The following is a 19,563-nucleotide window of genomic DNA, read 5'->3' as shown; positions in this document are numbered from 1 at the left end:
GGACAGTATATCATCAATCATTCTGTTACGGTATCGCCTGTAATACATACAGACGGTATCGTTTTTTTATGTTTGTAGAGTACTCTCGTTCGGGAACAAAAAAGAAATTTGCGTATTTCTTTTTGTATTCCGCTCACTTATTCGTACCTTTGTTCCCATAATATTAATAATGTATAATGCAATATGAAGAATCTTTTGACCCGTACATCAATACGCAAATATAGTGATAAACCAGTTGAAGAAGCCTTGCTCGACCGCTTGATGAATGAGGCGGCACGAACACAAACCATGGGAAATCTACAACTCTATAGTGTTGTGGTGACTCGTTCTGACGAAATGAAACGAAAACTCGCACCTGCACATTTCAATCAACCCATGGTGACTGAGGCGCCGGTAGTACTCACCATCTGTGCCGATTTCCATCGCACATCTGTCTGGGCACGTCAGCGAAAAGCCGTTCCTGGGTACAATAATTTCCTGTCGTTTGTCAATGGAGCCATCGATGCACTACTCTATACGCAGACTCTCTGCAATCTTATGGACGAAGAGGGACTCGGTTACTGCTACTTAGGAACTACCGTCTATATGCCACAGATAATTATCGATACACTCAATCTGCCGCAACAAGTAGTACCTTTGGCAACTCTGACCGTTGGATGGCCTGCCGAAAAACCACAGCAGACTGACCGACTGCCCTTGGATAGCTTTGTCCATCGGGAGATCTACCACGACTATACGGCTGATGACATCAACAGATATTATCAATTGAAAGAGAGTTTGGAAGAAAACCAAAACTTCTGCAAAATCAACAATAAAGAGACTTTGGCGCAAATATTTACCGATATTCGCTATACGAAGAAAGATAATGAGGCGATGTCTGCCGGACTCATGGAAGTGCTCCGCAAACAGGGTTTCATGGAATAAAATAGCTCATGAAAAAACAAGTAAAGACTGCATCTGCCTTTCTGATGCTTATATTGGGCCTCGTCATTCTGGCCATGACAACCTGTCGCGGATCTCATAACAAGCCGCAACAGGTTGCCAACGATACACTCGGAGTGATGGTCATGCAGATACAGAAATGTAGCAGACTCTATACTGCAGAGGCTCAGGTGCGTAAAATAGTGACGCAAGACGATCAGATGCGCTTGCAGGGATCTATCTTCAGTCATAAGTTTGACGTTCATGTACCTGGTTCTGAACGAAAAGTTGCAATCCCCATCGATGCTACTGTTAAGGCTTACATTGACTTTGGATCTTTCAGCAAAGAGAATGTGGTGCGACATGGCGACAGAATAGAGATAATCTTGCCAGACCCGCAGATGGTGATGACCAGCAGCCGTATAGATCACGAACACATGAAAGAACATGTGTCATTGGCTCGCAGCAACTACTCTGATAAAGAACTGGCGCAACTCGAACAGCAAGGACGCGATGCCATCATCAAGGATATTCCCCAGCTGGGACTTATAGAAACGGCGCGACTTAGTGCTGCCAATATCCTAATACCGATGCTGAAGGATATGGGCTTTGCCGAACAGCATGTTACGGTGACTTTTAGAAAAGATTTCAATGTCGACAAACCACAGTTGAAAGTGGTGTCCTCTGACGTCGAACAACAATAGTGATGAATTATGATACGAACAATAAAACGAATCGGCATCTGTCTTATCCTATTAGCCTTTCTGGCTTTTGGAGGATGGGTGTTCTGGATGAACAAGGATAACGAGGTGGCTGTAGAACCACAACAGCAAGTGGAACTATCGCCTACACAGGTGCGCTCCATAGAGGCAATAGGTCAATGGGAGTTTCTTGCCGTTAGCGACGAAGAATTGGTAGATACTATTCGCAAAGGCTTCTTCTCCGACGATCAGTTGACACGAATCTATTATGGCACACTTCGCCTGGGGGTTGATATGAGTCGGGTACAGGAAGGATGGGTCACCATGCGTGGCGATACTATTGTCTGTACGTTACCTCCTGTGCAGTTGCTCGATAAAAATTTCATAGACGAAGCGCGTACACGTTCTTTTTATGAGAGTGGGAAATGGAGTAATGCCGACCGCGAAGCACTCTATCTTAAGGCTTGCGACATGATGCGTCGTCGCTGTCTGACCGCTCAGAATATGAATACCGCACGTGACAACGGGCGCACACAGTTCCGACATTTGCTTCAAACCATGGGCTTTGACAAGGTCGTGGTTAAGTATGAAGATAATTAATCAGACAGTTCCAATAGCCTTATGACCCTATTGGCGATAATCTGTTTTTATGGTCTATAAAAAACAAATAGGTCATTATAGGTGTGTTTAATCCGCGGTCATGCATGTAATATAATGACCGATTGAAGATAGATAAGTGAAAAGGGAAGAGCTATGCTCTTCCCTTTTCTCAGATGATTATTGTACCAATCGGTCTTGGCAACCGAAATGGAATGATGATAATATCTTTTCTTTTTTGGTCTTATTCAAACAATCAGACTTTGTGATTATTCAACCACGATGGGCTTGTATTTTGGAACGAGCACCTTCATAATAGTCCAACCAATGATGTAAGCTATGGCACAGATGCAGAAAACAATCATGTAGCCTGCAGGTTTGCCTTCAAAACCGAAGAAGGTGAAGTCTGCACCCTGCTGTTCTGCAAAGGTAAAGAGCTTACCCGAACATTTGTTGATAAGCATCGACCCCAGTCCTCCAGCCATAGCACCGATACCGGTAATAGTGGCAATAGTAGATTTCGGGAACATGTCGCCAATGGTTGAGAACAGGTTGGCTGACCATGCCTGATGACCTGCACCTGCAAGGCCAATGATGATGGCGGGCCACCATGCGGGGTCGATAGGAGAAGCCTCCCATGCTGCCAGAGGCTGAGCAAGCAGAGCAGTCATCGGGAAGAATGTGAAGAGCAACATAGCACGCATGCGACCTGCATAGGCTCCCATACCCTTCTTCTCAACAAAGTATTTGGGCAGATATCCACCAAAGATGGACAATACGGTTACTATGAAATAGAGGGTGAAGATGAGCAACTGGCCCATACCTGACGATGATTTGTAGCCAAACTGGTCAGAGAAATAGGCAGGAGCCCAGAACAGGAAGAACCACCATACACCGTCGGTCATGAATTTACCCACGATGAATGACCATGTCTGACGATAAGTGAAGCAGTTGAGGAAGCTGATCTGTGGACCTTCGTCGTCTGCATCCTTAGGATCTGCATCGGTTTCGGCATCCTGATTGATATAAGTGAGCTCTGCAACATTCACATGGTTGCTCTTGTTGGGTTTCTCATAGAATACTACCCAGAAGCCCATCCATACAAAACCGAGCACACCGATGATGATGAATGCCATCTCCCAACCGAACCACTCTGCCAATGGGGGAATAGACAGCGGGGCGACAAGAGCACCTACTGATGCACCGGCATTAAAGATAGATGTGGAAAATGCACGGTCTTTTTTCGGGAAATACTCGGCTGTTACCTTAATAGCGGCAGGGAAGTTTCCTGATTCACCCATCGCCAATACCGAACGGCAGAACAGGAAGAGATATACGCTGATGGTGGCTATCGACAAGGCTGTGGCAGATCCAGCTTGTACGGCACGAAGTGCTTCTACCGAGTCAAGACCTTCATACTTCATCGTTATCCAACCGCATACTGCATGGAGACATGCACCCAGCGACCATACGAAGATAGACCAAAGGTATCCTTTCTTAGTGCCCATCCAGTCGATAAACTTACCGGCAAACAGACAGAATACGGCATACAGGATGGAGAATACTGCCGTAATCGTACCATAATCGTCGTCGGTCCAATGAAATTCAGGAGCGATAAAGTCCTTCCAAGTCAAGGAAAGCACTTGTCGGTCCATGTAGTTGATGGTTGTTGCAAAGAACAACATCGAGCAAATTACCCAACGGTAATTGGTCATTTTTGTGGTCTGTACAGAACTCATATTATTGTTTTTATTGATGTTTTAGCGTAGTTTGGATGCAAAGTTACTAATAAAAAATGAAAAAAAAACGAGTGTGTGGACCTTTTTCACGTAAACGATAACGTTTAGAAGATTGTCCACACACCCGATTGTGTTGTATGTTAGTCTTGGAAATAGACTTTCTTTACGCGATTGCTCACACCAGTCAGTACTTCATAAGGTATGGTGTCGAGCACATCGCTCAGTACTGTTACCGGCAAATGTTCGCCGAATATCTCTACGCTGTCGCCTTCCTTACAGTCAATATCAGTCACATCAATCATAGCTACGTCCATGCAGATATTACCAACATAAGGTGCTTTCTGTCCATTCACCAAACAATAGCAGGCGCCACGACCTAAGTGTCGATTCAGTCCGTCGGCATAACCGATGGGGATAGCGGCTATGATGGAGTCACGCTCCAATATACCACGGCGGCTGTAGCCTACGGTTTCGTCCTTCGGCACATGGTGCATTTGTAGTATGGTGGTCTTCAGTGTGCTGACGGTATGTAGTATTCTATTGTCGCGAGGATCGATGCCGTAGAGTCCAAGTCCCAGTCGGCACATGTCGAGTTGGCGTTCTGGAAAGTGTTCGATACCTGCAGAGTTGTCTATATGACGCAGTATCTTGTGCGAGAAGGCTGCTTGCAACTTACTGCTTCCTGCATCAAATTTACGGAACTGCTCTGCTGAGAAAGCATCAAAGTCATCGCTGTCGCTACCTACGAAATGCGAGAACACCGAACGGGGGATGATGGCACTCTGTTGTTTCAGTCGGGCTATCAACTCATCGATATCTTTTTCAGGATCGAATCCAAGTCGATGCATACCTGTATCGAGCTTGATATGTACAGGCCAGCCGGTAATACCTTCTTTTTCTGCGGCATGGATAAGTGCATCCATCAAGCGGAATGAATATACTTCAGGCTCAAGATCATAGTCAAACATGGTCTTGAATGCAGTCATTTCGGGGTTCATGATGATGATATTCTGTGTGATTCCGTTGCGACGTAGGGTAACACCCTCATCGGCAACTGCCACAGCAAGATAATCCACGCAATGGTCTTGTAGGGTTTTTGCCACTTCTACAGCTCCTGCGCCGTAGGCATCGGCTTTTACCATACATACCAGTTTTGTCTCAGGTTTGAGGAACGAACGATAGTAGTTCAAGTTTTCAACTACCGCATTGAGATTCACTTCGAGTATGGTCTCATGAACTTTCTGTTCCAGCAGTTCGGTCAATTGGTCGAAACCAAAGGCTCGTGCGCCTTTCAGCAGTATCACTTCATCGTGTAACGAATGGAATGTTTCACTCTGTACAAACTGATTGGCATCGGTAAAGAAAGCCTTATCAGCAATGGTGATACAATCGGCACATTTCATAAGCATCGGACCAATGCCGATAAAGCGTGCCACACCGCGTTGCTGACAGAGGTTGTTGACTTCGTTATACAGCTCGAAATCACTTTTTCCACTCTGTTGTATGTCGCTCAGTATGAGTGTGCGCTTACGGCCCTGATGGTCTGGACGCCGGTTCATGAAGTCGAGTGCGATATCAAGCGAGTTCACATCTGAGTTGTAGGAATCGTTGATGAGGGTACAGCCATGGCGACCTTCCTTCACTTCAAGGCGCATTGCTACTGGTTCGATTGCCTGCATACGCAAGTCAAGGTCTTCGTTTGTCACACCGAGATAGCGTGCTGCTGCAGCACAGGCTATGGAACATTCCACCGATGCTTCATCGATAAATGGCAGATGATATATTCCGCGTTCTCCTTTATATATATAAGCCACTTCTGTCAAACCGGGTTTTTCGTTAGAAGGCTTAACGCTTGTCACATAGAAAGGTGCCGATTCGTTCTCACGGCTCCATCCTATTTTCTCACCGTCATAGCCGGAACGGCGTATACAACGGCTCACGGTGTTGTCGTCGCTATTATAGAAAATCACCTTTGCTCCGTGGAACAGATGGAGTTTCTCTGTACATTTCTCATCCATCGAGCGGAAATTCTCCTGATGTGCATCACCAAGGGATGTCAAGATGCCAATGGTGGGCTGGATGATATCGCGCAGACTTTCCATCTCTCCTGGTTGGCTGATGCCTGCCTCAAACACACCAATGTCTGTTTGTTCCGACAGCAACCATACCGACAGGGGCACGCCAATCTGCGAATTATAGCTGCGTGGTGAGCGTGTTACTGTCATTTGTGGGGAAAGCAGTTGGTACAGCCATTCCTTGACCATGGTCTTTCCGTTCGAACCGGTGATGCCCACAATGGGGATATTAAACTCATCACGATGGCGTTCTGCCAAGCGCTGCAAGGCAGAAAGAGTAGAGGGTACAATCAGAATATTTGCATCGGTATATGTTGTAAGGTCTTCACCTTCCACTTGCAACTTTTCCACAACAAAGTTGCGAACACCTCGTCGGTAGAGGTCTTTGATATAGCGATGTCCGTCGTTGCGCTGTGATTGCAGTGCAAAGAACAGCGATTCTTCGGGGAAACACAACGAACGGCTGTCGGTAAGCAACCATCCTATCTGAGCATCGGTATTACCGATACGACGCGCGCCAATAAGCGTGGTAATCTTTTCAATAGAGTAAATCATAACGCAAAATTACCATATTTTTTTCTTAGTTCTTCTACTTTTAACATAGTTTTATTCATAAAAGTGCGATAAGCTTCTGATTCTGGCGCAAAAGGCTTATGTCCTAGTGCCTGTTTCACAGGTTGCCATTCGCTTAGAAACTGTCGGGCACGATCACTGAGATATATTTCACAGAGCCGTTCCCAAATATAATCCACTGCTTGCTCAGAGGGATGGAGCATGTCTGCGGCATAGAAACGGTAGTCGCGCAACTCATCGTTGACAATCTCGTAGGCAGGGAAATAGTGCACATTTGGCATTTTCGCCACTTCGTCGGCTGCCAGTAATAGGGTGGCTTTCGACAGTTGGCTGCCATGGTAACCGTATTTCCTATAGCGGATAGGACTGACTGTTAGCACCACTTCCACATCGGCACTGCGACTTTGCAATAGTGCTATGGCTTGTCGCAGATAGTCGGCACACTGACTGACCGTCAATGTTTCCTCTTGAAAGAGGTGGTGTGGGCGTTTCTCGCAGTTATCTACAATTTCGCCAGTTTCCTTCAACCGATACACATGGTTGGTGCCGAGTGTGAAGAAAGCCACGGGGAAAGTATCGCTGGTTCGCATCACCGTATGGAGAATGGATACTGGATTATACATCACACCATAGGGATTGACCGTCGCACGAAACTTATTTTCCACAAACCGCTGACCGATATTGTCGGCAAAGCAAGAGCCTACAAACAGTATCTGTTCTAAGGGCTCTATGCGGAATGATGGTTCCGTGATAGTGACAGGTGTTCTGAAATCCATATATCAGTTTCTATTATTTTATGAATACGTTCTTAGTTTCTATGACTTGGCTTGTCGCTGGCGACGAATATATTCAGCAATCAATACCACAATCAGCAAGAGCATGATGCCCATAGCAATATAGGCGATGGTTTCAGTATGTGTGATGCTCTTCGGTTTAAAGGTGAGCACCACCTGATGGTGTCCGGGCTTCACGTTCAAGGCACGGAGCACATAGTTGACACGTCCCAGCTCTTGTTGCTCGCCATCTACTGTGGCAGTCCATCCTGGATAGTATATTTCAGAGAATACCACCACTCCGCCTTTGCCCGACTGCACTTCGTAGGTCAGTTCGTTGGGTTGATAGTTCTTGAGTGTGACAAGGCTAACAGCATCTTGCTGTGTGCTGTTGCCCAATATATCCTTGAACTTGCTGTCAGCAACTGCATGATGACGCAGGTCAATCTTATCGAGTGCGTCAATCTCGGCATTGGCATTCTCCACATAATCCACTTGGTCCACAAACCAAGCATTGCCATAGCGGTATGGGTTTTCTATCGGTACCGTTTGGTTGGCTTGCAGTGGCAGAATGAAATATTTGGTGTTGAGCATGTTGAGCACTGGATAAATCGAGTCGCCATTTACTTTGGTCATATCACCCTGTGCCTTGTTGAAAGCTGTTGCGAGACCTTGAATCTCCTTTTTGATATGTTCGTCAATGAGCTCCTGATAACGGCGCAACTTAGCAGCATGGTATCCACCGATACTCTTCAGGTAGAAACTTGTCTCGTTTTCGTTGAAGGTGTCGCCTGCCAGATTGAGCACACGGAAGTCGAGTGTCTTGTCCTGTAGGATATGGTCAATGGCAGCCGACTTCTGTACAGGTTCTTCACGTACCGTCTTTGAAACAAACATTTCATCGTTGAGGTATCGTTTGTTCACTTGCCACATATCCACCAGACAGAGCACAACCAATGCTCCCACGAGCCATTCCTTGCGTATTTTCTTCATGCTGAATAGAAGCAGTAGTGCAGTACCGATAGCAATGATTACAAATGATCGAATGCAGTCGGCAGTGAATACGGCTTTGTGCATAGCGGCCAGACTTGGCAAGATGCGCGGATATATATTCTGCTGATAGTTGGCAAGCATATCGGGATAGTTGCCCAACACATTTGTCAATTGAGCGTTGAGTCCATTGATGGCATCTGCATCGTGTATGGAATTGAAGTCAAAGAATACGTCTGGCAGTATCGCAAACAATAGTGCCAGTCCACCGGTAAGTCCGAATGAAAGATAGAACCACTTCTTCTGTGTTTTCAGTATTTCGGGTTCATCCACTATTTTTTTCAGTGCCAACATGGCAAGCAGTGGAATGGTAAATTCAGCAATGACAAGAATAGATGCCACCGTTCGGAACTTAGCATACATCGGCACATAATCGAGGAAGAAATCGGTAAACGGCATGAAGTTTCTACCCCATGATAGGAGGATAGAAAGAATAGTGACTGCCAGTAATGCCCACTTCATGGGGCCTTTGACGATAAACAGTCCGAGGATAAACAGCATCAATACAAAGGCACCGACATATACAGGTCCTGCAGTCATAGGCTGTGTACCCCAGTATTCCGAGAAACTGCCATAGATATTCATGTTGAATGTATTCTGGAAGAAGTCGCTCACCTCTGCATCTGCTTTTTTCATGGCAGTGGGATCAGAGGCAATGCTCACGCTGGCACCACCTTTAGTATTGGGCACCAACAGGGTCCAAGTCTCGTCTATTCCGTAGCTCCATTGTGTGATATAGTCACGATCCAGTCCGCTTGATGTTTGGTTAGCGGTATTCTTCTTCACCAGTTCGCTTTGTCCACGCATCGTCTCCTTGCCATACTGCCATGTATGGTAGAGGTTCGACATGTTGATGCAAATACCGATTGTAGCACCCGCTATACATACACCAGTAGCTTTAGCCAGATGTTTCCAGTCTTTCTTCATCGCACCTTCTATGATGAAGGCAATAGCCATTGCTACTACAACAAACAGGAAATAGTAGGTCATCTGCACATGATTTGCCAATACCTCCAGTGCAGAGAATAGTGCAGTGACCAGGAGTCCCAGCATATATTTTCGCCTATAAGCCAATACTACACCGGCAATCATCGGTGGTAGATAAGCCAGTGCAATGACTTTCCAAATGTGTCCAGCGGCAATGATGATAAAGAAGTAGCTGGAGAATGCCCATACAACAGCGCCCAGTGTAGCAAGATACCATCTGAAATCGAATGCTCTCAACAGGATATAAAATCCCAATAGATAGGCAAACACATACCATACGTTTTCCGGCAGCCATAGATGGTAGGCATTGCCCACTTGTGCAATGGTGTCGGTACTATGATATGATGGCGACGTCTGATAGGTAGGCATACCTCCGAAGAGCGAATTGGTCCATCTTGTGCGTTCTCCTGTACGTTGATAATACTCTGATGCTTCCTGTCCGGCGCCACGTCCTGCCGATGAGTCGTGCCGGTATAGGATACGTCCTTCAATATCTGCAGGGAAGAAATAGGCAAACGATATTGCCGCAAACAAAATCACTACCAAGATGTCTGGTAGCCACTGTTTCAAACTTTTCATAACCGTTTTGTTTTTGTTTCTGAGTGCAAAGATAACCATTTTACACAAATTTTCGTAACTTTGCATGCATAAATCAATAGAAACAAAACATGAAAATAGGAATTATCGTTGCAATGGACAAAGAATTGCAACAATTACAACACCTCTTCACCGATGACAACGTGGTTGTTGAGAAGTGTGGCATTGGTAAGGTCAATGCAGCTTTAGGTGCTGCCGAAATGATTCGCAGGCACCATCCCGATGTCATTGTGTCGAGTGGATGTGCTGGTGGCAACGGCGATGATATCCATGTTCAGGATGTTGTGGTAGGTGCAGAAGTGAGTTACCATGATGTGTATTGCGGTACTTCAATCGATCAAACCACTGTTTATGGTCAGGTGCAGGGAATGCCTTCCCGTTATAAAGCCGATGGACAATTATTGGCGAAAGCCTGTCGAGTGAAGTGTGAAGGCTTTTCTGTCCATCCCGGATTGATTGTCACTGGCGATTGGTTTGTTGATTCCAAAGACAAGATGCGTGACATCATCAGCCATTTCCCCGAAGCCAAAGCCGTTGATATGGAGTCGGCAGCCATTGCCCAAACGTGCTATAAGTATGGAGTACCCTTCATCTCGTTTCGTGTGGTGAGTGATATTCCTCTTCGCGATACCGATGCTTCCATGTATCATGACTTTTGGAATACCATTGCCGAAAACTCTTTTCAAGTAACCAAGAAATTTGTAGAATCGCTATATGAATAAGATACCCAGTTTTACGATAGACCATGAGCGTTTGCTCCGTGGCATCTATGTGAGTCGCAAAGACCAAGTAGGTGGTGAGACCGTTACCACTTTTGATATCCGTATGAAGGAACCCAACCGTGAACCCGTGCTCCACAACGGTGCCATCCATACTATCGAACATCTTGCTGCTACCTATCTGCGCAACGATGCTGAATGGAAAGATCGCATCATCTATTGGGGACCGATGGGCTGTCTGACTGGTAATTACCTTTTGATTCGTGGTGATTACGAGAGTCGTGACATCCTCGATCTCATGCGCCGCACCTTCCGTTTCGTTGCAGATTATGAAGGCGAGATACCCGGTGCTGCACCTCGCGATTGCGGCAACTGGTTGCTCCACGACCTTCCCATGGCACGTCTTGAAGCCCGCCGATATGTAGAAGAGGTTCTCGATCATGCTACTGATGAGAACCTCCACTATCCGGAATAACCCAGACTTATTATTTATCCTCCATCGGTCTGTTTGCCGATGTGGGATATATCCGATTCATATATCCTCGGTTACGACTTATTAGCCTTTTTGCGCTGGTCGTGGTCGAGGATAATTTTACGCATACGCATTGACTTAGGAGTAACCTCTACGAGTTCGTCTTCCTTGATATACTCCAAGCACTCTTCGAGCGACATCACTGTCTTCGGTATGATGCGAGCCTTATCGTCCGAACCTGAAGCACGTACGTTGGTCAGCTGTTTGGCTTTTGTCACATTCACCACAAGGTCGTTGTCGTGAACATGTTCACCGACTACCTCACCGTAATATACATCTTCGCCTGGATCGATGAAGAACTTACCACGGTCTTGCAACTTGTCGATAGAGTAGGCGAAAGCAGTTCCAGTTTCCATGGCAATCATCGAACCGTTGGAACGGCGCTCTATATCGCCCTTGTAAGGTTGATATTCTTTGAAGCGGTGTGCCATGATAGCCTCACCTTGCGATGCTGTCAATACATTGGTACGCAGTCCGATAATGCCTCGTGAAGGGATATTAAATTCGATATCCACACGTTCTCCGAGATTGATCATCGAGGTCATGTCGCCTTTGCGTCGTGTCACCATGTCAATCATCTTAGAGGCAAATTCCTCAGGCACATTGATGGTGAGTTCTTCGATAGGTTCGCATTTCACTCCGTCAATCTCTTTATAGATTACCTGAGGCTGTCCCACCTGCAGTTCATAGCCCTCACGACGCATGGTCTCAATGAGTACCGAGAGGTGCAGCACACCACGTCCGCTTACTATCCAGCGGTCGTTAGCGTCTTCCACTTGCCTTACGCGCAGCGCAAGGTTCTTCTCCAGTTCCTTGTTCAGTCGCTCGCTGATATGTCTTGAAGTCACAAACTTACCCTCTTTACCGAAGAATGGTGAGTCGTTGATAGTGAAGAGCATCGACATGGTAGGTTCGTCGATAGCGATAGGAGGCAGTGCTTCGGGATTTTCTGCATCGCAGATGGTATCACCGATTTCAAATTTCTCCAATCCGATTACGGCACAGATGTCGCCGCAATCTACTCGTTCTGTGCGCTGGTGGCCCATTCCATTGAACACGTGCAACTCTTTTATCTTTGTTTTCTCCTGCGAACCATCGCGGTGGCAGATGGTCACTTGTTGTCCGTCTTTCAGATGTCCACGGTGTACACGTCCCACAGCGATACGTCCGGTATAGCTGCTGTAGTCCAAACTTGTAATAAGCATCTGTGGAGTGCCCTCAATCTGTTTTGGTGCTGGAATCACCTCAACAATCTTGTCGAGCAGATAAGTGATATCGGTGGTAGGCTTGTTATAGTCTTCGCCCATCCATCCGTTTTTAGCTGAACCATATACTACAGGGAAGTCGAGTTGGTCTTCTGTAGCATCGAGAGAGAACATCAAGTCGAACACCATTTCATATACTTCCTCTGGTCGGCAGTTGGGTTTATCTACTTTGTTCACCACCACGATAGGTTTCAGACCGATTTCCAATGCCTTTTGCAGCACGAAGCGAGTCTGTGGCATAGGTCCTTCAAACGCATCGACCAGCAGCAGACAACCGTCTGCCATGTTGAGTACGCGTTCCACTTCGCCTCCGAAGTCGGAGTGTCCTGGAGTGTCTATGATGTTGATTTTTGTACCTTTCCAGTTAATACTTACGTTTTTGGAAAGGATTGTGATGCCTCTTTCGCGTTCCAAGTCATTGGAGTCCAATACTTGGCTACTCAGGTCTTGTCCCTCACGGAATAAGTTTCCTGCCAGCATCATCTTGTCCACGAGCGTAGTTTTGCCGTGGTCCACGTGTGCGATAATCGCAATGTTACGGATATCCTGCATTCTCTTAATTTTAAAATCGACTGCAAAGGTACGAATAAGTGAGTGAAAAGCAAAAGAAAACGGAAATTTTCTTTCGCTTTTCCGAACGAGAGTACCTTCGTCGTGCAGCGCCTACCTCCGTCTTATAGCGTTCAAAGTTCTATCAATATGTGGTTGTTTGACGTTAAAACTTCTCAATGCTGCCTATTCTTTTCTGTTTCTTTTATCGATATTCTCCTCTTATATATCTCGCGTGTGTAAGCGCACGCACACGCGCACGCGACGTCATCATTTTGTGACCATCGACCACCTTTTGTTCTAATATGCAGAGATTCAAAAGTATATGGTGTGGTCGATGTTGGGCAATTGACCACCGATTGACCACCGTTCGACCATCGTTAGAACAATTAAGCAACCGGCAGTTGGGGCATGGAGAATAACAACAAAGGGAAAGGTTGTTGACCTTTCCCTTTGTCTGTATCTGGTATGACGATGCTGTTTACTGTTGTTTATTGCTATCGATGGCTTTGATCTTTTCGCGCACCAACTGCACTTGGTCTTTCAATTTCTGTACTTTTCTGTTCATTTCGTCGATGAGTGAATTTCCTTTCTTAGATGACGCATTGAGGAAACCGAGATTGTTTTCGTAGGTCTGCACCTCGTTTTTCAACTGCTCATACTGTCTCATCAATCGTGCCCGCTCGTTGTCGAGGGCGTTTTCACCACGTCCAGCCACCTGTTTGAGGTTGTCTTTGAAATTGTTGAGTCGGCGCTTGGCAGAACTGATGTTCAGTGTCTTGTAGAGTTTATCCAGTATGGCATGATATTCTTCATAGATCTTGTCCTTCTCTTTGTAGGGTACATGACCTACGGCTTGATATTCTGCCACGAGTTTCTGCACCTTAGCCTGAAGGTCGTCGCCAGCTTGTTCGGTGAGCGCTTTGAGTTGCTCCACAATTTCGCGCTTCTTGTTGAGGTTCTGGTGCTCCGCGCTTCGTGTGCCCGCTCCAGCAGCATTAGCCGCTTCGAAGAACTTGTTGCAGATGCCGTTGAACTCCTGCCACATTTGGTCGCCCATTTTCTTGGGCACAGTACCGATAGTTTTCCACTCTTTTTGCAGATTGATAAACTTATCGCTTGTCGATTTCCAATCGGTAGAATCCTGCAAGGCTTTCGCTTTTTCTATCAGTGCACGTTTCTTATCGGCATTGTTCTTATATTCTTCCTTTCTGTTTCTGAAATATTCAGCTTTGTTTTTGAAGAATTCGTCGCAGGCCTTACGGAAGCGCTCGAAGATTTTGACGTTCATCTTCTGTGGTGCAAAGCCAATGGTTTTCCACTCGGCTTGCAACTCCATAATAGCCTTGGTATGTTTATCCCAATCGTTGCTGTTTTTATTGTCTTCCTTAACGACTGCCTCTATTTTTTCACAGAGTGCAGTCTTGCGGGTGAGGTTTTCTTCCTCTTGTGCCTTTCGTTCATCGAAATACTGCTGGTGCTTCTTGTTGATAACGGTAGATGCAGCTTTGAATCGTGCCCATATTTCTTCGCGTAGCTCTTTAGCCACAGGACCAGTTTCGCGATACTCTTGATGAAGCTGTTGTAGTTGATGGAATGCACTGATAGCATCGGGTGTTTCAGCGAGTTTCTCCGCAGCTTCGCATAGACGTGTTTTCTTTTCAAGGTTCTTCTTGAAGTCGTATTCGCGTGCTTCACTGTTGAGTTTGAGCAGATCGTAGAACTGTTCCACATAGAGCTGGTAGTTTCGCCACAGTTCGTTGGCTTTTTCTACGGGCACATTTTTTATTTCTTTCCATTCCTCTTGCAGTGCTTTGAAGTCTTTATACGACTTGTTTGCCTCTTCAGGCGATGTAATCATCGCTTTGATTTTCTCTATGATATCGAGTTTCTTCTGCAGGTTGTCTTGTTTTTCCTGCTCCTGCTCGAGGAATAGTTTCTGTCTTCTTTCCTTGATGATGCTCATCTCTGCTTTGAAGGCCTCCTCTGTTTCGTCGGGTACGATTTGGTAGGTGTCGGGGTTTCCTCCATTGGCAATATAATCTTTGAGCTTAGCTTCGCGTTCGGCAGTGTGCAGTTTGTAGAATACCGTTTTGAGGTAATCCACTTCGTCTTTCTGTGGTGCTTCATCGCTTTGTGCTATTTCGCGCACGCGTTCGAGCACTTCCTGTTTGTTCTGATACTGCTTACGCTCGTGCTGTTGCAGTGCATTTTGCTCTGTTTCAGCCGTTGGCTGCTGGATGTTGCGCTCTTGTTCGAGCGTTTGTTCTTGAGAGTCCATCATCTTAATGTTTGAGTTCATGAAAATGGGTTAGAGTACACATAATAGGCTTCAAAAGTACGCAAAATATCTGAAACAGCCTAATTTTATGTCAGAAAATTGATATTTTTTCCCTTAAATGAGTCGTTTATGTCTGAAAACTGCCCATGATGCCACTGATATAATGAGTGACAGAATGATGGCGATGGCGAAGCCTATGGGACTTGTCTCCATGCCGTTGATGAGGTTCATACCGAAGAAACTTGATATGAGTGTGGGTAGCATGAGTATGATGGTTACCGATGTGAGCGTACGCATGATGGTGTTCATGTTGTTGTTGATAATGCTCTGATAGGTATCCATTGTTGATTCGAGAATGTTGGAATAGATATTGGTAGTTTCCCGTGCCTGTGTCATCTCGATGTTTACATCTTCGATGAGGTCGGCGTCGAGTTCGTCAATCTGCAGTTTAAATTTCAGTTTGGAGAGCAGCACCTCGTTGCCACGGATAGATGTGTTGAAGTAAGTGAGTGAGTCTTGCAGTCTTGACAGTCCGATAAGACTCTCGTTGTTTACTTCGCGGTCGAGATTTCGTTTGGCTTTGTCGATGAGCATAGAGATTTGCTTGAGTCGTTTCAGATACCAAACAGCCGACGACAGGAAGAGTCGGAAAATCATATCGACATGGTCGGTGAATCCCTCAGCTCTTTTTTGCTGGAACGAAACGAAGTCGATCATCATATTGGTTTCGTAGTAGCATACGGTGATGGTGACATCGCGCTTATGGATGATACCCAGTGGCACGGTGGTATATGGCGTACGTGAGCGTACCTCTTTGACGTAGGGGATACGCAGGATGATGAGCATCCAACCATCGTCGTACTCATAACGTGCCCGCTCATCGGTATCGCTGATGTCGGATAGGAAATAATCGGGAATGTTATACTGTTCTTCGAGCAGTTGACTGTCTTCCTCTGTTGGGCATGTAACCTGTATCCAACAGTTGGGCTGCCACTCTTTGATTTGGGTCAGTCCGTTGTTAGTGTTCCAGAATGTCTTCATTGTGCTAATCCTTTTTTGGTGCAAATGACTTTGTGGCAAGAGGATTAGCTGTCTTGCCATGCTGCTCCTCACGCCTTACGAATTGTAATTATCCGCCGGGTAGTCGTCCATTTTATGTTGTTACTTTGGTTTTATTGCTTGCAAAATTACAATAATCAGTTGAAAATGCAAAGGTTTTTTCGTTTTTTCTTTCTCTTTAGGCAACAAAAAAGTCAATGGCAGACACATCAGGTGTCTGCCATTGACGGGTATGATACGGTCTTTCGGTGCTGTTTGTTTGCATGCACCGACCGTTGGTTGTTATTTCTCAGGAATATCAGCCAGTGTTTTCTTGAGCAGTTGCCAGAAGGGTTCCACGGTGCCGATGAGTGCGCGTTCGGTCGTGGTGTGAGGTGATTCGAGCGTCGGGCCGAGGCTCACCACATCGAGGTGTGGGTATTTGCCGAGTATGACGGAGCACTCCAGTCCGGCGTGTACTACCTGTACGACACCGTCTTTTCCAAACAGCTCCTTATACTCTTTGAGCAGCAGACCAAGGATTTCTGAGTCGGGGTTGGGGTCCCAACCGGCATAATCGCCTGTAGCTTCTACCTTCATGCCAGCCATGTTGAAGCAGCTTTCGAGGGTCTTCACGAGATTCTCTTTCATGTCTTCGCGGCTTGAGCGTACGAGAATCTTCATGGCAGTCTTACCCTCCGCAATGTCGATGATGGCAAGGTTGCTCGATGTCTCTACTACGTCGAGATAGTGGGGAATCATGCGGAACACACCATTGTGGCAAGCGTAGATGACGTTGATGAGATTGTCTTGCAGTTCTACGGGCACCTGTTTGGCTGGTGTAGCCACATCTTCTACGGTCAACTGGATGTTCTTTTCAATGGGAGCATACTCCTCTTGGAAGTCGGTGAGCCAGTCGGCAGCCAGTTCTTTGAGTGCCTCTACATTCTCTTTCGGCAGGGTGAGCACCACTTCAGCCTTGAATGGAATAGCATTGCGCATGTTTCCGCCGTGCCATGAAGCCAGCCGTGCTTCGGTCTCTTCGATGGCTTCGCGCACAAAGCGCACCATCATCTTGTTGGCGTTGCCGCGTCCTTCTTGGATTTCCAGGCCGCTGTGACCGCCGCGGAGTCCCTGCAGTGTCACCTTAACGGCAGCATCTGTGGGGTCGGTATCCACTTCCTGGTAGTCGAGCGTGGCAGTAACATCCACTCCACCAGCCGAACCAATGACAAATTCGCCCCATAGCTCGGTATCGAGATTGAGCAGGATATCGCCATGGAGTTCGCCACTGGGCAGGTTGTTGACACCCACCATGTGGGTCTCCTCATCGGCAGTGATGAGTGCTTCCACAGGTCCGTGCACGAGCGATTTGTCTTCCATTACCGACATGATAGCTGCTACGCCGAGTCCGTTGTCAGCTCCGAGTGTGGTGTTTGTGGCTTTCACCCATTCTCCGTCAATCCATGGTTGGATGGCATCGGTCTCGAAATTGTGTGGTGAGTCTGGTGTTTTTTGTGGCACCATGTCCATGTGAGCCTGTAGGATGACGCCTTTTCTGTTTTCCATGCCCGGTGTGGCAGGTTTGCGGAAAACGATATTTTCTGCTGGGTCCTTGAATGCTTCGACCCCAACCTGTTTGCCGAAGTCGAGTAAGAATTGCTGAATTTTCTCCAGATGTCCACTTGGGCGTGGTACTTGTGTCAGGGCGTAGAAGTTTTTCCAGATGCACTGTGGATCCAGTTTTGTGATTTCGTTCATAGTCTTTGAAATTTTATAATTTGTTGAACAATGTTGTTTCTGATGTTTTTTCCCCGATGCTGTTGTGACGATGGGTAAAGGCAAGCGCGATGCAGGCATAGATGCCGAGTGCCACCACGAGTAGTGTCTGTATGGTGTGTACGATAAACACGAAGCAGAGTGCCTGCGTGTCTGCCACGCCGTAGAGTATCAGCATGGTCTTTACGGCAAAGTGCCAGGGCCCGGCTCCGTTGGGTGTCGGTACGATAACGGCAATGCTTCCTACGATGAAAGTGACCATGGCACATCCTATGCCGAGGTTTGCTGTGAAGTCGAAGCAGAAGAATGTGAGGTAATAGTGTAGGAAGTAGCTCAGCCAAATGGCAACGGTAAAGACGATGAACAGTGGCACATTGGCTACGTCTTTGAGCGAGATGACTCCTTGCCAAATGCCTTTCAGCGTGGCTTTCACCTTATCGTAGAACGAGAGTTTGCGCAGCAGAAAGTGGAGCAACACCATCAGTGCCAGCAGACAGATAGCCACCACGAAGTAGCCTGTCCATGAGAAATGGTGGAGAATGGTGCTGAGGTTGGTGCCTGTCTTATGGAAAAATATGCCGAAAGTGCTCATTTCGAAGAGCAAAACCACAGCGGTTATGCCCATGACGAGTAGTGAGTCGATGGCGCGCTCGGTGACCACCGTCCCCAATGCCTTAGGAAACGAGATGTTGTCGTAGCGCTTCAACACGCCGCAGCGAGTAAACTCGCCCACGCGCGGCACGATGAGTGAGGCTGCATAGGATAGAAAAACGGCATGAATGCTGACGGAGTGGCGAGGGTGCTCGCCCATTGGTTCGAGCGTTTGACGCCATCTCCACCCTCTGAACATCTGTGCGAGTATGCCGAAAGGAAAGGAGAGAAGCATCCACGTCCAGTCCATTTCGTCGGTCATAACGTGTTGCATCTCTTGCCAGTTTTCCCCACGATACATCCAATAGAGTATCGCTCCGCCCAGCACAAGAGGCATCAGTATCTTGATGATGATGTTTGTTGTCTTCATGTTTCCGTAGGCAAAGGTACGAATAAGCGAGCAGAATAAAAAAGAAAAAAGCAATTTTCTTTTTTATTCTTGAGCGTGAGTACCTTGGGCGCGTAGCGCCAAAGTCTGTTTCTCCTCCCTCCCTACACCTTATTATACAATATACTGCCGTATGAAGCACTATGAATCCGATATTCCCCAGCTATATAGTTACATTTCCGTGAAGATGTATTGATACATGTCAAATCTTTGATATGGGTCAAAGAATAGGGTATTTTTGTGTTGTTTGCGCACACAATGCTTGCAAGGTTGATATTTAGTGCGTACCTTTGCATCGCATTAAGAGAAATGCACAGGATAACAATTACAGGATAACACAAATTAAAA

The 19,563-nt window shown here is 46.5% G+C and carries 14 protein-coding genes; 5 read left to right on the top strand and 9 right to left on the bottom strand.

What is annotated here, in order from left to right; genetic code table 11:
* Positions 1-183 precede the first annotated feature (183 nt).
* The 3 genes from CIK90_RS13470 to CIK90_RS13460 are packed head-to-tail and all read left to right on the top strand — an operon-like array spanning position 184 to position 2,222.
* A complete protein-coding gene (locus tag CIK90_RS13470; RefSeq protein WP_094436556.1) occupies positions 184-924 on the top strand; it encodes a nitroreductase family protein in 741 nt (246 codons plus the stop codon).
* An 8-nt stretch (positions 925-932) separates the two neighbouring features.
* The gene (locus tag CIK90_RS13465; protein ID WP_094439436.1) at positions 933-1,625 is read left to right on the top strand and encodes a DUF4230 domain-containing protein; all 693 of its coding nucleotides are present in this window, start codon (positions 933-935) and stop codon (positions 1,623-1,625) included.
* A 9-nt stretch (positions 1,626-1,634) separates the two neighbouring features.
* On the top strand, positions 1,635-2,222 hold the full coding sequence (locus CIK90_RS13460; protein ID WP_173815127.1) for a DUF4230 domain-containing protein: 588 nt from the start codon (positions 1,635-1,637) through the stop codon (positions 2,220-2,222).
* Between the two features lie 266 nt (positions 2,223-2,488).
* Here the strand turns inward: CIK90_RS13460 and CIK90_RS13455 are convergent, their stop codons facing one another.
* From CIK90_RS13455 to CIK90_RS13440, 4 genes are all read right to left on the bottom strand, one after another.
* Positions 2,489-3,958 carry an MFS transporter gene (locus CIK90_RS13455; protein ID WP_094465875.1) on the bottom strand — a complete coding sequence of 490 codons (1,470 nt, stop codon included), beginning with the start codon at positions 3,956-3,958 and terminating at the stop codon, positions 2,489-2,491.
* A 140-nt stretch (positions 3,959-4,098) separates the two neighbouring features.
* Positions 4,099-6,588: a bifunctional UDP-N-acetylmuramoyl-tripeptide:D-alanyl-D-alanine ligase/alanine racemase gene (locus tag CIK90_RS13450; RefSeq protein ID WP_094465873.1), complete on the bottom strand. Its 2,490-nt coding sequence runs from the start codon at positions 6,586-6,588 to the stop codon at positions 4,099-4,101.
* On the bottom strand, positions 6,585-7,382 hold the full coding sequence (locus CIK90_RS13445; RefSeq protein WP_094465871.1) for a GSCFA domain-containing protein: 798 nt from the start codon (positions 7,380-7,382) through the stop codon (positions 6,585-6,587). Before CIK90_RS13445 ends, CIK90_RS13450 begins: the two co-directional genes overlap by 4 nt.
* 39 nt (positions 7,383-7,421) lie before the next feature.
* Positions 7,422-9,995, bottom strand: a complete 2,574-nt coding sequence (locus tag CIK90_RS13440) for a YfhO family protein (protein WP_094465889.1) — start codon at positions 9,993-9,995, stop codon at positions 7,422-7,424.
* A gap of 89 nt (positions 9,996-10,084) precedes the next feature.
* Here CIK90_RS13440 and mtnN point away from each other — a divergent pair, with 89 nt between their 5' ends.
* Positions 10,085-10,735 carry a 5'-methylthioadenosine/S-adenosylhomocysteine nucleosidase gene (mtnN, locus tag CIK90_RS13435; protein WP_094465869.1) on the top strand — a complete coding sequence of 217 codons (651 nt, stop codon included), beginning with the start codon at positions 10,085-10,087 and terminating at the stop codon, positions 10,733-10,735.
* The gene (locus CIK90_RS13430; protein WP_094390171.1) at positions 10,728-11,207 is read left to right on the top strand and encodes an S-ribosylhomocysteine lyase; all 480 of its coding nucleotides are present in this window, start codon (positions 10,728-10,730) and stop codon (positions 11,205-11,207) included. Before mtnN ends, CIK90_RS13430 begins: the two co-directional genes overlap by 8 nt.
* Before the next feature lie 71 nt (positions 11,208-11,278).
* On the opposite strand, the gene typA is transcribed toward CIK90_RS13430, so the two are convergent.
* From typA to CIK90_RS13405, 5 genes are all read right to left on the bottom strand, one after another.
* Positions 11,279-13,081 (bottom strand): translational GTPase TypA, encoded by a 1,803-nt coding sequence (gene typA, locus CIK90_RS13425; RefSeq protein WP_094390170.1) that lies wholly within the window; start codon positions 13,079-13,081, stop codon positions 11,279-11,281.
* 478 nt (positions 13,082-13,559) lie between these two features.
* The gene (locus tag CIK90_RS13420) at positions 13,560-15,362 is read right to left on the bottom strand and encodes a DUF349 domain-containing protein (protein WP_094439478.1); all 1,803 of its coding nucleotides are present in this window, start codon (positions 15,360-15,362) and stop codon (positions 13,560-13,562) included.
* 111 nt (positions 15,363-15,473) lie between these two features.
* A complete protein-coding gene (locus CIK90_RS13415; protein ID WP_094390169.1) occupies positions 15,474-16,400 on the bottom strand; it encodes a magnesium transporter CorA family protein in 927 nt (308 codons plus the stop codon).
* Positions 16,401-16,700: 300 nt separating this feature from the next.
* Positions 16,701-18,158 (bottom strand): aminoacyl-histidine dipeptidase, encoded by a 1,458-nt coding sequence (locus CIK90_RS13410; protein WP_094465867.1) that lies wholly within the window; start codon positions 18,156-18,158, stop codon positions 16,701-16,703.
* Positions 18,159-18,171: 13 nt separating this feature from the next.
* Positions 18,172-19,197 carry a lysylphosphatidylglycerol synthase transmembrane domain-containing protein gene (locus CIK90_RS13405; RefSeq protein ID WP_094465865.1) on the bottom strand — a complete coding sequence of 342 codons (1,026 nt, stop codon included), beginning with the start codon at positions 19,195-19,197 and terminating at the stop codon, positions 18,172-18,174.
* Between the last annotated feature and the right edge of the window lie 366 nt (positions 19,198-19,563).

Source organism: Prevotella sp. P5-126 (assembly GCF_002251185.1).
Classification (GTDB): Bacteria; Bacteroidota; Bacteroidia; order Bacteroidales; family Bacteroidaceae; genus Prevotella.
The sequence above is the reverse complement of the archived record's forward strand: the minus strand, read 5'-3'. Positions and strand labels throughout refer to the sequence as shown.